Origin of the sequence: Pseudomonas marincola (assembly GCF_900116605.1) — a bacterium.
GTDB classification, from domain to species: Bacteria; Pseudomonadota; Gammaproteobacteria; order Pseudomonadales; family Pseudomonadaceae; genus Aquipseudomonas; species Aquipseudomonas marincola.
The window spans coordinates 86,843-98,772 of record NZ_FPBC01000005.1 but is presented as its reverse complement, the minus strand read 5'-3'; the positions used below and the strand labels follow the sequence as shown (position 1 = coordinate 98,772).

Below are 11,930 nucleotides of genomic sequence, written 5' to 3'. Positions count from 1 at the left end.
TGGAGATTGTTATGCCGTATCAAATAATCATAAAAAATGCAGCGTACTTCGACGGTTCCGCCCATGGCGGAGAGATTCGTCATGTCGGAATCAACGATGGCCGCATCGACGCCGTGAGCCTCAGCCCGCTGGACGAAACCGGTTGCCCCGAAGTCATCGACGCGAGCGGCAAGTGGCTGACGCCCGGCTTCATTGAAATCCACTCGCACTACGATGCCGAAGTGATCGCCGCACCCGCGCTCAAAGAGTCCGTGCGCCACGGCGTAACCACGGTGACAGTCGGCTCCTGCTCGATCAGCATGGTGCTGGCCGATGCCGAAGACTGCTCAGACCTGTTCACCCGCGTAGAAGCCGTGCCGCGCGAATACGTGCTGCCGATTCTTCAAGAACGCAAAACCTGGAACGATGCCGCCGGTTATCGCGCCTTCTACAATAAGCATCCGCTGGGCCCGAACCTCTGCTCGTTCCTTGGCCACTCCGAACTGCGTGTCGCGGTGATGGGGCTTGAGCGCGCGACCAGCAAGGTAACCCCGACCGAGGCGGAATTGCAGCGCATGGAGCAGCTGCTCGAAGAAGCCTTGGACGCCGGTTGCCTGGGTTTGTCGGTAATGACCACACGCCTCGACAAAATGGACGGCGACCGGGCCTGGTCCAGCCCGTTGCCCTCGACTTTCGCTAACTGGAAAGAGTTCTCGCGCCTGTTTGCCGTGCTGCGCAAACGCAACGCAATCATGCAGGGCGCGCCGGACGCGGTCACCAAGGTCAACGTATTTGCATTCTTGTGGCAGGCTCACGGCTGGTTCCGCCGTCCGCTGAAGAGCACCATGCTCACTGCGCTAGACCTTAAATCGCAGCCGATGCTGCATCGCTTCACGCGTTTCTCCGGCTGGATCGCTAACAAACTGCTGCGCGGCAACTTCCGCTGGCAGACCCTGCCGGCACCGTTCCTGCTCAACCTTGAAGGGCTTAACGTCAACGCCTTCGAGGAGTTTGGCGCTGGGGAGATCCTGCGTAATCTGAAAGACCCGGACGAAATCTATGCCAAGGTCAACGACCCGCAATTCCGTGCGCTGTTCAAGAAGCACGTCAAAGCGATTTTCACCATCGGCCTGTGGCACCGCGACTTCTCGGACTGCTGGGTAACGGCCTGCCCCGATGCGAGCATGGTCGGCAAGAACTTCGAACAGCTCGGCCGCGAACGCGGCGTCGACGCAGTGGATGCCTACTTTGATATCGCCAGCGAATACCGCGACGCGCTGAAGTGGCAAACCTGCTACGGCAATCATCGCCCGGAAGTGATGCACAAGCTCTTGGCCAGTGAATGGACCCATCCGGGCTTTGCCGATTCGGGCGCGCACCTGCGCTCGATTGCCCAATACAACTTTCCACTGCGCCTGCTCAAATATGTGCGTGATGCACAAATCGCTGGCAAGCCGTTCATGTCCACTGCACGCGGTGTGCATCGGGTCAGCGGCGAGTTGGGCGACTGGCTGGGGATTGATGCCGGGCACATTCGCGTCGGCGACCGTGCAGATGTGGTGATCATCAACCCAGAAGGGCTGACTGCGGCGGTGGATGAATTCACTGAAGCGCCGATGGACGTGCTCGGCTTGCAGCGCGTGGTCAAGCGCAATGATGACGCCGTGGAAGCGACCATTATCAATGGCCGCGTGGCTTACCGGCGCGGCAGTGAGTTCGTCGCTGCACTCGGCAAGGAACAAGGCTTTGGCCAGTTCCTGGAGAGCCGCGAAGTGCTTGAACGCGAACAGGCGCAGGGTTTCAATCCGGCCGTTGCCTAAGCCCGCAACTACACCGCACCTGCAGGCATTGCGCCTGAAGGTGCGAGAATTGCGTAAGCCTACTGGGCTTGAGTCACTTGCTGGTTGACCAGATCAATCAGCTGCTTGGCGCCAAAACTCTCCAGCGGCTGACCATTGACAAAGAACGTCGGCGTCTGACGGATGCCGATAGCCTTGGCATCGGCAGCATCCTTCTCCAGCGTTGCGCTGATGTCTGCGGACATCAACTCAGCATGCGCCTTGTCCAGATCCAGCCCGGCACGTTCTGCAGCGGCCCAAGCCTGCAACACTTGCGGATCATCATGCCACTGCGGCTGCGCCGCCATTACGGCCTCTAAAACCTGCGGATAAATACCCTGCTTACGCGCGGTCTCGAGAATTCGCGCGGCGGTTTCCGAACCGTCATGGAACAGTACATAACGCAGGACCAGGCGCACATCGTCGGGGTTGTCGGCCATCAGTTTTTTCACCAGCGGAAAGAACGCGCGGCACGCCTCGCACGACGGGTCGAAGAACTCGACAATCGTCACCGGCGCATTGGCAACACCAATTACCGGTGAGTGAAAACGCACCAGCGAACTCGATTTCGGAACCTCTGCCGTGCTGGGTTCTGGCGCTTTGGTTGAGTTGTAGAAAATCGCCGCACCGGCAAAACCGAGCAGCACAACGATCGCGATGACGAGCACAGTTAAACGTTTGCTCATTGACTGGATCTCCGGGAAATAATCAAAAGAAGTGCGCTGATCAGGCTAAAAATAATCAGCGAAAGAACGGGCAACGGCACAACGCCGAAAATAGTCATGTTGCTGCCGGAACACGAGCCACCCGCGCCACAGGGCTGGATGCTGTCGCCGAACACGCCGACATAGAGCAGGCTGTGATACAGCGCGATAAGCCCGCCAACGCCGGCAACGGGCAGCGCATAACGCCACACGGCGAAATCCGAACGATAGCTGGCCACTGCCAGAATAATCACCAGCGGGAACATGAATGCGCGCTGAAACCAGCACAGATTACAGGGCGCCTGCCCCATGACCTCGCCGATAAACAGCGCACTCAATGTGGCCACCAGCGCCAGCAGCCAGGCTGCAAGCAGCAGGCACCAGCTACTGAACGCGTGAGCGCTTGTGTCGGACGCGCTCATGACGCCGCGCCCTGCGAAAGGGAAAACGATTGCATAGATTGATCCTTAATTGCACAAGTCCGGAGCCGCAAAGCGGCCAAGGGTTAGCTCGGCAACAAGAACCGTGGCGGGCGTTCGATGTGATAAACCGGCCGTAGCGGCTCACCCACGACCCGTTTGCTGTCAGGCATTGCAGTGCCTGGCTGTGCTGGCAGCAGCAGAGCGCTCACCAGCGATGGCGGCTCGTGTGCATGATCGGCTGTGGCGGATGCCTGATTCTCGGCGGTGCAGAGCATGCAGCTCAGCGTCACCGCACCTTTAGCGGCGCCACTGTGCAGGCTTACTGGCGCTTCAATGCCGGTGAGCAAGGCACTGGTCTGCCAAAGCCAGACTGTTAAAAAAGCCAGGCTCAGCGCGCGAAGCAATTTCTGGGTGAACAGGCGGCCGGGCATTCAGGGCAAACCGAGGGAGCGCAGAAGATTTGGCATTCCAGCACAGGCGCTCGGCGAGGGGCAAGCTTGAGCGCTTTGCTGGCACAGGCAATTGTTTACTGATTGCTACAACCAACGGCCGGTGCAGCACGGCCGTCGATATAGTCCGCCTATCAAAGCGATGCTTTTGAAGCCTTATGCCAATCGGTTACCATTCAGGTCTGCCCAAACTGAAGAGCCGAGAGCCACCATGTCGCAACCCTGGAGCCCTACCAGCTGGAGAAGCAAACCCATCCAGCAACAGCCGCAATACCCGGACGCCGCCAAACTGGCCAGCGTCGAACAAACGCTGGCGGGCTATCCACCACTGGTATTTGCAGGCGAAGCCCGTGAGCTGCGTCGCCAGTTTGCCGAGGTCACTCAGGGTCGCGCATTTCTGCTGCAAGGTGGCGACTGCGCCGAAAGCTTTGCCGAGTTCAGCGCCGGCAAGATCCGCGACACGTTCAAAGTGCTGCTGCAAATGGCCATCGTCATGACCTTCGCGGCCGGTTGCCCGGTAGTCAAAGTCGGGCGTATGGCGGGCCAGTTCGCCAAGCCGCGCTCCGCCAATGACGAAACCCTCGACGGCGTTACCCTGCCCGCTTACCGCGGAGATATCGTCAACGGCATCAACTTCGATGCTGCCAGCCGTGTGCCAGACCCGGAGCGCTTGCTGCAGGCCTATCACCAGTCAACGGCCTCGCTGAACCTGCTGCGCGCTTTTGCTCAGGGCGGTTTTGCCGACCTGCATGAGGTACACCAGTGGAACCTCGACTTCATCGCCAACGCCTCGCTGGCCGAGAAGTACAGCGCACTAGCCAGCCGCATCGATGAAACCCTCGCCTTTATGCGCGCTTGCGGCATGGATGGCTCATCGCAAGTTCGCGAAACCAGCTTCTTCACCGCTCACGAAGCCTTGCTGCTCAACTACGAGCAAGCCTTTGTACGCACCGACAGCCTGACGGGGCGTGACTACGCCTGTTCCGCGCACATGCTCTGGATCGGCGACCGCACGCGCCAGCTTGACGGCGCGCATGTCGAGTTCTTACGCGGCGTGCAAAACCCAATCGGGGTCAAGGTTGGCCCAAGCATGAACAGCGAAGAGCTGATCCGCTTGATCGACATTCTCAACCCGGATAACGATCCGGGCCGCCTCAACCTCATCGTGCGTATGGGCGCCGGCAAGGTTGAAGAAGGCCTGCCGCGCCTGATCCAGACGGTTCAGGGCGAAGGCCGCCAGGTGCTGTGGAGTTGCGACCCGATGCACGGCAACACTATCAAGGCGTCCAACGGCTACAAGACCCGTGATTTCGCGCAGATTCTAGCTGAGGTCAAACAGTTCTTCGCCGTGCATCAGGCTGAAGGCAGCTACGCCGGTGGCATCCACATCGAGATGACCGGACAGAACGTCACCGAATGCATCGGCGGCTCGCGCCCTGTCACCGAAGCCGGCCTGTCTGACCGTTATCACACCCACTGTGACCCACGCATGAATGCCGACCAGTCGCTGGAGCTGGCCTTCATGATCGCGGAAACCCTTAAGCAAGTACGCCGTTAATTACTGACGGCGAATAGCGCCCTGCTATTCGCCGTCACGTCCGCCTCTCTGCATCCTCACTTGTTGATTGTGCTCGCCAACCGCCCCGCTCCGGGCGTAGCGTAGCCATGAACGCCATTTACCTGTAGCGCCATGCACTGCTGCTGCACGACGTGCACCAGCACGCAGCATTAACACCGATTTCAACCTGCGCCTTAACTGCAGCAGGCTGGCAATCGCTGGCTTGCAGCGCTGTGGCATGCTGGCTGCAGGTAATTGCAACAACGCGGCGCCCCAACATCGGCGCGCTATTGATTACGCCGGTTGCTGACAGACATTACAGCCGCAACCGCTCGCAATTGGAGTGCAGGCTTTGCTTTATCAAACCGCTGTAGGTGCGCTGCAATACCGCTTTGTCGACCTCAAGACCTTACTCGCCAAGGCGAGCCCGGCGCGCTCCGGGGATTATCTGGCAGGTCTGGCTGCGGCCACGTACGAGGAACGCATGGCGGCGAAAATCATCCTCGCCGATGTGCCGCTCAAGCAGTTCTTGCAGGAGGCGCTGATTCCTTATGAGCTGGACGAAGTCAGCCGCCTGATCATCGACACTCACGACAAGGCCGCGTTTGCCCCGATCAGCCATCTTACCGTCGGCGACTTGCGCGACTGGATGCTGCTCGACAGCACCGACAGCCAGGCATTGGCCGCTGTTACTGCCGGCATTACCCCGGAAATGGCCGCTGCCGTGAGCAAGCTGATGCGCAATCAGGATTTGATTCTGGTGGCCAAAAAGTGCCGCGTGGTCACTGCGTTTCGCAACACCATCGGTCTGCCCGGTCATCTGTCGGTGCGCCTGCAACCCAATCATCCCACCGACGATGTGCGCGGTATTGCAGCCAGCCTGCTCGACGGCCTGCTCTACGGCTCGGGCGATGCCACGGTCGGCATCAACCCTGCCAGCGACTCGTTATCGACGCTGATGCGCCTGTGGCAGATGCTCGATGAGGTGCGCGAGCACTTCGATATCCCCATGCAGAGTTGCGTACTCACCCATGTCACCACCCAGATACAGGCGATTGCAGCCGGGGCGCCAATTGATCTGGTGTTCCAGTCCATCGCCGGCACCGAGAAGACCAACAGCAGTTTCGGCGTGAATCTGGCGCTATTGCGTGAAGCCCACGACGCCGCGCAGTCGCTCAAGCGCGGCACAGTGGGCAACAACCTCATGTACTTTGAGACCGGCCAGGGCAGCGCGCTCTCGGCAGGCGGCCACCACGATGTCGACCAGCAAACCTGCGAGGCGCGTGCCTATGCCGTGGCCCGTGAGTTCAAGCCATTACTGGTCAACACGGTGGTCGGCTTTATCGGCCCGGAATACCTGTACGACGGCAAACAGATCATCCGCGCCGGACTTGAAGATCACTTCTGCGGCAAATTGCTGGGCCTGCCAATGGGCTGCGACGTCTGTTACACCAACCACGCCGAAGCCGACCAGGACGACATGGACACCTTGCTGACGCTGTTCGGCGCGGCAGGCATCAACTTCATCATGGGCATTCCCGGCGCAGACGACATCATGCTCAACTACCAGAGCACCTCGTTCCACGACGCCCTGTATCTGCGCAGCGTGCTCGGCCTCAAACGCGCCCCCGAGTTCGATGCCTGGCTGGCCAAAATGGCCATTACCGACACCACCGGCCAACTGCGCGAAATTGGCCGGGGCCATCACCTGCTCCAGCAATTGCCTTTTATTTCCGGTGCCGCCTGAGGAGTCGTACGCATGCACAATGACGATAAAACCCTGATTCAGGCCAATCCGTGGGATGAGCTGCGCAGCCACACCAATGCCCGCATCGCACTGGGCCGCGTCGGCTCAAGCCTGCCGACCCGCGAAGTGCTAAAATTTGGCCTGGCCCATGCGCAGGCGCGCGATGCCGTGCACCGGCCACTGGACTTCACCCACCTCAAGCACGAATTGCATGCCGAAGGCTTTCGCACATTGCACGTGCACAGCAATGCGCAGGATCGCCAAACCTATTTGCTGCGCCCGGATTACGGCCGGCAGCTACACGATGAAAGCCGCATTTATCTGGAACACGCGCTGCCCGCACCCGAACTGGCTGTAGTCATCTGCGATGGCCTGTCCTCAATTGCCGCCCAGCGTCATTCGCTGCCGTTGCTCAAGGCCTTTCGCGAACGCTTCAGCACCGACTGGGCCAACACACCTGTGGTCATCGCCGAACAAGGCCGCGTTGCCATTGGCGATGGCATTGCCGTGGCATTACGCGCGCGTCTGTTGATCGTGTTAATTGGAGAGCGGCCGGGCCTGAGTTCGCCCGACAGCTTGGGAATTTATCTGACCTATCAACCTGCGCACGGCAGCATGGACAGCCAACGCAACTGCATCTCCAACGTGCGCCCCGAAGGCTTGCCGTATGCGCAGGCCGCGCTAAAACTCGACTATCTGGCCCGCGAGTCGCTGCGCCTGCAACTTTCCGGCGTGTCACTCAAGGATGACAGCAACCAGCTTAAAATCAGTCCCTGAGGCGCGCTTGCTGCAACTTGCACATGCGAACAACCTGACAGCCCGCCAGCGCCGGAGTAAGCTGCAGACTCAAGCCTAAAGGGAGTTTTTGTATGCCTTGGTATATCTGGCTGTTAATCATCGTGGTGCTCGGCTCCATTGTTGGCGGTTTGATGGTGTTGCGTGACACCGCCAAACCCCTGCCACTCGATGAAGAGCAACTGAAACGGATACACGAGCGTAATGCCGAACAAGATGCCAAGGACCAGCGCGACGCCTGAGCGCATCTTGGTTTCTAGGCAGCCCGGCCAATGCGCAGCGTTTCTGGCAATAACGCCTGCCAGCCTGCGCATCGCGCTCACATCACTGTTGCTGCTGACAGGGGCTGGCTGCAGCCAGCAACCTGTCTCGTCCGAACAATCCTGCGAGCAACTGTTTGCCACGCGCGATCAGCTTACGGCGGCCACGCGCGATGGCCAGTTTTCGCAGATTGACGGCTATTACGGCCTGCGCAGCAGTCGCCTCGATGCGCTGCTCGCAAGCCAGGCAATAAGCCCGGAGCAACAGCGGCTGTGGCTGCAGCGACTGGCAGCCAATGACATTGCCGCCAGTGCCATTGAAAAACGCAACCTGCCCGCCTCTGCACGCAACGGGCTGGATAATCCGGCCTTCCAAGCGCGATTGAATGCCTGCCGCAACAATCAGATTCAACAGCTTGTGAGCGATCCATCGACGCTGGATCAACTGCGCAGCGCCAGCGCAGTTGCCGATGACTATTCGCAATGGGCGCGCGCATTGGGCCTCTACCCTCTGCTCAAACCCTTGTACCGCAAAGGTATTGCCCAGTGGCAAACTGAGGCCGCCACCACGACCGCGCCGCAAGACTCTGCCCGCTGGCTGAATTACCAGCCGGTGGCCACAGATACCTCAATGCTTCCGACTAAGTTCTCGTTTGACGCACTGGGCTTGCCGCAAGTTGACGCTGAGCAATTGCAGGCGCTATTTGCCAGGCACGCACCACTGATAAACGTTGAACAAGCAAGCCCGGCGGATCGTATCGGCCAACCGCGTTTTAATGCGCAAGGCGAGCGCCAGTTCAGCCCGTTGCCGGTGATATATCAGCATACGGGCTGGAGCCGGATTGACGGGCGCTGGCATCTGCAACTGATCTACCAGATGTGGTTTCGCGAGCGCCCCAAATCCAATCCGCTGGACATGCTCGGCGGCGATCTCGACGGGCTGATCTGGCGCGTAACTCTTGATGATCAAAGCGCTGCCATGTTGTACGACAGCATTCACCCCTGTGGCTGCTGGCACAGTTTCTTTGTGCCGCAAAGCTCTGCCCTACGCTTCAGCCAAGCGCAGGATGAAGAAAGCCGTCCACATCGGCTGGTGGCTGTTGACACCAGCAAGCCCGCGACATTGTGGTTAAGCGCCAGAGAGCACGCGCTGGTCTGGGTGGACCAGCGAACCAGCGCCAGCGTGCCGATCACCTATCAGCAAGCCTCGCTGGATCAGTTGCGCCAGCTTGACCACGGCCAAGGCACTAAGAGCCTCTATCAACCAGACGGCTTGATCAGCGGCACTGAGCGACTGGAGCGCTGGGTACTCTGGCCATCCGGCGTACACGCGCCAGGCAGCATGCGCCAATGGGGCCGGCATGCGACAGCCTTCATCGGCCGTGCGCATTTCGATGATCCGTTGTTGATCGAGCGCTATTTCAGCGCGGCGCCATAAGCGGGGCTTACGCCGGTTTAATCACCAAGGTAAGCGCTTGTTCGGCTAACTGATCAAGGCTCATCGGGCCTTCTGAACGGAACCAAGTGTTGGTCCAGCTCAACGCGCCGGTGAGAAAGCGGCGAATGATGAACGGGTCGCCACTGAACTCGCCCTGCACGCGCGCCTCTTCGAGCACATCGAGCCAGATCTGCTCGTACTCGTCACGCAAGGCCAGAATGAATTGCTGGCCATCGTCCGACAGCGAACGCCATTCATACACAAGCACCGCCATCGCCTCGCCGGTGCCGCCCATAATCGACTGCAACTCGCAACGAATCAGCGCCAGCATGCGTTCACGGGTGCTCGCGGCCTGCCCCAACGCATCGCGCATCAAGGCGGTGTTATAACGAATGGTTTCCTCCATCACCGAGCGCAGAATCTCATCCTTGCTCTTGAAGTGATGAAAGATACTTCCTGATTGAATCCCTACAGCGCCCGCCAGATCACGCACTGTGGTGCGATCAAAACCCTTGCTGCGAAACAGATGCGCAGCCATTTGCAGCAATTTACCGCGAGCACTTTCAGGGTCTGTGACCTGACCACTGGCGACCAATTGCTGCATAACTGCATGGGCTTGTTGTTCATTCACGCGACATTCTCTCCACCGGCTCACTGCTGCATGACCTGCAGCGCCTTCTCAGCCCAACAGTTGTAAGGCAGGAATTTATTCTGCACAGGCCCACCAAGCAAGCGCTTGGCTAAATTTTCTGAAATTTGCGCACAAAGACTTTTCAACCAAGCGCTTGCTTGGTAGTGTTGAAGCCATTGCAAAACGCTAACGCACAGCCGGTATTTGCAACCGCAAATCCGCTGGCAATAACAACAAAGCTGAAGACGCCAGCGTCAACCAGCAACTTTTAGCGCAATTGTTTCAGGGGCCTGAGCATGAGTAAAACCATCCGCATTGGCTGTGCCTCGGCATTTTGGGGCGACACCTCCACCGCCGCTGCGCAGTTGGTCAACGGTAGCGAACTGGATTATCTGGTTTTCGATTACCTGGCCGAGGTGACCATGTCGATCATGGCCGGCGCACGCATGAAACAGCCCGACGCAGGCTACGCGCGAGATTTTGTCGAGGTGCTCGAGCCGCTGCTACCAACACTGGCGGCCAAACAGATCAAGGTCATCAGCAATGCTGGCGGGGTTAATCCACAAGCCTGTGCGCAGGCGCTGGCAGCGGCCTGTGAAAAGGCCGGGGTCAACCTGAAAATTGCCGTTGTGCATGGCGACAACCTGCAACCCAAACACAGCGAACTGCGTAACAGTGATGTTCGCGAGATGTTCAGCGGCGAGCCTTTACCGCCGTTCTGCGTCTCGATCAACGCCTATCTGGGCGCGCTGGGCATTGTTGAGGCGCTAAAGCATGGCGCAGACATCGTCATCACCGGCCGCGTGGTCGACAGCGCCGTGGTCAGCGCCGCGCTGGTGCACGAATTCCATTGGCCTTGGGACGCTTACGACAAACTCGCCCAAGCCGCCCTGGCTGGCCACATCATCGAATGCGGCGCGCAGTGCACCGGTGGCAATTTCACCGACTGGCAAAGCGTGCCTGATTACGCCCACATCGGCTTCCCTGTGGTCGAGGTCGCCGCCAATGGCGATTTCACCGTTAGCAAACCTCAAGGCAGCGGCGGGCTGGTGACGCCCTGGACAGTCGGCGAGCAGATGCTCTATGAAATCGGCGATCCACAGGCCTACTTACTGCCTGATGTCATCTGCGACTTCTCGCAGGTCACGCTTGAGCAAACAGCCGAGAACGTGGTGTCCGTGCGTGGCGCCAAAGGTCTGCCGCCGACGGACCAATATAAAGTCAGCGCGACCTATCCAGACGGCTTCCGCTGCACCGCCAGCTGCCTGATGGCAGGCATTGATGCGGTCAAGAAAGCCCAGCGAGTCAGTCAAGCGATTATCGACAAGACCAGTGAAATGTTCGCCGAGCGCGGCTGGGGCGACTATTCGCAGGTGTGCATCGAATTGCTCGGCAGCGAAGCCACGTACGGCAGCCACGCCCTGCGCGACGACACGCGTGAGGTGGTGATAAAGATCGGCGTGCGTCACGCCAAGAAAGAAGCGCTGGTGTTGTTTTCACGTGAGATTGCCCAAGCCGCAACCGGTATGGCGCCGGGCCTGACCGGGATTGTCGGGGGCCGCCCGACGGTGTATCCGGTGATCCGCCTGTTCTCATTCTTGGCCGATAAAAAGCTGTGCCAACTGCACGTGGCCATCGGCGATCAGCAGCACGCCGTGCAGCTGCCAGACCGCGCAACGCCCGCCCAGCCAGCAACACCGGCCACCGCGCCGTTGCCGAAAGAAACCGGCAGCTCACGCGTGCCGCTGGTGCGTCTCGCCGTCGCCCGCTCCGGCGACAAGGGTGACCACAGCAATATTGGTGTCATGGCCAGAAAGCCCGAATACCTGGCATGGATAGCGGCTGCTCTCACCCCGGAAGCCGTGGCTCAATGGTTCTCACATGTACTCGACAGCCCGCACAGCAAAGTATCGCGCTGGTATTTACCTGGCACCCATAGTTTGAATTTCCTGCTTGAAAACAGCCTCGGTGGCGGCGGCGTTGCCAGCCTGCGGATCGACCCGCAGGGCAAGGCGTTTGCCCAGCAACTGCTGGAGATTCCAATACCGGTGCCAGCAGAACTGGCCGCTGAGCTAGCTTGAAGCCAAGCCCTGCCAATTACCGATTAAC

11 protein-coding genes are annotated in these 11,930 nt (G+C 59.5%); 7 read left to right on the top strand and 4 right to left on the bottom strand.

Features of this window, described 5'->3' with window-relative positions; genetic code table 11:
• Positions 1-11 precede the first annotated feature (11 nt).
• Positions 12-1,799 (top strand): N-acyl-D-amino-acid deacylase family protein, encoded by a 1,788-nt coding sequence (locus tag BM395_RS09915; RefSeq protein ID WP_090511250.1) that lies wholly within the window; start codon positions 12-14, stop codon positions 1,797-1,799.
• 59 nt (positions 1,800-1,858) lie between these two features.
• On the opposite strand, the gene BM395_RS09910 is transcribed toward BM395_RS09915, so the two are convergent.
• The 3 genes from BM395_RS09910 to BM395_RS09900 form a co-directional block, all read right to left on the bottom strand.
• Positions 1,859-2,503, bottom strand: a complete 645-nt coding sequence (locus BM395_RS09910) for a DsbA family protein (RefSeq protein ID WP_090511247.1) — start codon at positions 2,501-2,503, stop codon at positions 1,859-1,861.
• Positions 2,500-2,943: a disulfide bond formation protein B gene (locus BM395_RS09905; protein ID WP_090511244.1), complete on the bottom strand. Its 444-nt coding sequence runs from the start codon at positions 2,941-2,943 to the stop codon at positions 2,500-2,502. Before BM395_RS09905 ends, BM395_RS09910 begins: the two co-directional genes overlap by 4 nt.
• 83 nt (positions 2,944-3,026) lie before the next feature.
• Positions 3,027-3,374 (bottom strand): hypothetical protein, encoded by a 348-nt coding sequence (locus BM395_RS09900; protein WP_090511240.1) that lies wholly within the window; start codon positions 3,372-3,374, stop codon positions 3,027-3,029.
• Between the two features lie 229 nt (positions 3,375-3,603).
• On the opposite strand from BM395_RS09900, the gene BM395_RS09895 reads away from it, so the two are divergent.
• The 5 genes from BM395_RS09895 (at position 3,604) to BM395_RS09875 (ending at position 9,190) form a co-directional block, all read left to right on the top strand.
• Positions 3,604-4,950, top strand: coding sequence for a class II 3-deoxy-7-phosphoheptulonate synthase (locus BM395_RS09895; protein ID WP_069899862.1), 1,347 nt, complete (start codon positions 3,604-3,606; stop codon positions 4,948-4,950).
• A 352-nt stretch (positions 4,951-5,302) separates the two neighbouring features.
• Entirely contained in the window at positions 5,303-6,697 is a 1,395-nt protein-coding gene (locus BM395_RS09890; RefSeq protein ID WP_090511237.1) for an ethanolamine ammonia-lyase subunit EutB, read from the top strand.
• 12 nt (positions 6,698-6,709) lie between these two features.
• Positions 6,710-7,474, top strand: coding sequence for an ethanolamine ammonia-lyase subunit EutC (eutC, locus tag BM395_RS09885; RefSeq protein WP_090511233.1), 765 nt, complete (start codon positions 6,710-6,712; stop codon positions 7,472-7,474).
• 92 nt (positions 7,475-7,566) lie between these two features.
• Positions 7,567-7,734, top strand: coding sequence for a DUF2897 family protein (locus tag BM395_RS09880; protein WP_069899864.1), 168 nt, complete (start codon positions 7,567-7,569; stop codon positions 7,732-7,734).
• The gene (locus BM395_RS09875) at positions 7,709-9,190 is read left to right on the top strand and encodes a hypothetical protein (protein WP_170860580.1); all 1,482 of its coding nucleotides are present in this window, start codon (positions 7,709-7,711) and stop codon (positions 9,188-9,190) included. Before BM395_RS09880 ends, BM395_RS09875 begins: the two co-directional genes overlap by 26 nt.
• A 7-nt stretch (positions 9,191-9,197) precedes the next feature.
• Here BM395_RS09875 and BM395_RS09870 read toward each other — a convergent pair whose 3' ends face one another.
• Complete coding sequence (locus BM395_RS09870) at positions 9,198-9,794, bottom strand: TetR/AcrR family transcriptional regulator (RefSeq protein WP_170827742.1); 597 nt, start codon at positions 9,792-9,794, stop codon at positions 9,198-9,200.
• Positions 9,795-10,117: 323 nt separating this feature from the next.
• On the opposite strand from BM395_RS09870, the gene BM395_RS09865 reads away from it, so the two are divergent.
• Positions 10,118-11,902, top strand: a complete 1,785-nt coding sequence (locus tag BM395_RS09865; RefSeq protein ID WP_090511228.1) for an acyclic terpene utilization AtuA family protein — start codon at positions 10,118-10,120, stop codon at positions 11,900-11,902.
• Positions 11,903-11,930 lie beyond the last annotated feature (28 nt).

Coding starts and splice junctions, on each gene's coding strand:
- BM395_RS09915 (WP_090511250.1), top strand. CDS start 12: ATGCCGTATCAAATAATCATAAAAAATGCAGCGTACTTCGACGGTTCC.
- BM395_RS09910 (WP_090511247.1), bottom strand. CDS start 2,503: ATGAGCAAACGTTTAACTGTGCTCGTCATCGCGATCGTTGTGCTGCTC.
- BM395_RS09905 (WP_090511244.1), bottom strand. CDS start 2,943: ATGAGCGCGTCCGACACAAGCGCTCACGCGTTCAGTAGCTGGTGCCTG.
- BM395_RS09900 (WP_090511240.1), bottom strand. CDS start 3,374: ATGCCCGGCCGCCTGTTCACCCAGAAATTGCTTCGCGCGCTGAGCCTG.
- BM395_RS09895 (WP_069899862.1), top strand. CDS start 3,604: ATGTCGCAACCCTGGAGCCCTACCAGCTGGAGAAGCAAACCCATCCAG.
- eutC (WP_090511233.1), top strand. CDS start 6,710: ATGCACAATGACGATAAAACCCTGATTCAGGCCAATCCGTGGGATGAG.
- BM395_RS09880 (WP_069899864.1), top strand. CDS start 7,567: ATGCCTTGGTATATCTGGCTGTTAATCATCGTGGTGCTCGGCTCCATT.
- BM395_RS09875 (WP_170860580.1), top strand. CDS start 7,709: ATGCCAAGGACCAGCGCGACGCCTGAGCGCATCTTGGTTTCTAGGCAG.
- BM395_RS09870 (WP_170827742.1), bottom strand. CDS start 9,794: ATGCAGCAATTGGTCGCCAGTGGTCAGGTCACAGACCCTGAAAGTGCT.
- BM395_RS09865 (WP_090511228.1), top strand. CDS start 10,118: ATGAGTAAAACCATCCGCATTGGCTGTGCCTCGGCATTTTGGGGCGAC.